Source organism: Oceanospirillum sediminis (assembly GCF_014164585.1).
Taxonomy (GTDB): domain Bacteria; phylum Pseudomonadota; class Gammaproteobacteria; order Pseudomonadales; family Halomonadaceae; genus Oceanospirillum; species Oceanospirillum sediminis.
Genome location: NZ_JACJFM010000242.1, coordinates 1 through 353, shown reverse-complemented (window position 1 = coordinate 353; position 353 = coordinate 1). Strand labels below are relative to the sequence as shown.

Below are 353 nucleotides of genomic sequence, written 5' to 3'. Positions count from 1 at the left end.
ATGATGTTATTATTCCAGAATTCTTTGTGAATTTTAATGATGTTGATGGAAATAGTAACTATGGAGAACAAAACTGGTCGCAATTACCTGTTGGATATTTTGTTGATGATCCTACAGAGTTAACAATAAACACAGTTGATAATTTTGTTGTTGGTACCTCAGGTGTTAATGAATATCCTGGAGTAACTAATACTTTCCCTCAAGTAAATTATGCAACTCAACATTCAGGTAAATCCTCTTACACAATTCGTTTGGGTGTTATAGCAAGGGTAGCTGGGGCATCAGCTGGTGGACGACAGCATAATGTTGAATTCGATTGTGCTTCAAATTTCTCAAACCCTTCAAGCACAACA

1 protein-coding gene is annotated in these 353 nt (G+C 36.0%); it reads left to right on the top strand.

Going from position 1 to position 353, the window contains the following annotated elements:
* Positions 1-26 precede the first annotated feature (26 nt).
* Positions 27-353, top strand: a 327-nt coding sequence (locus H4O21_RS28565; protein ID WP_182812606.1) for a hypothetical protein, incomplete at its 3' end; no start/stop codon positions are given.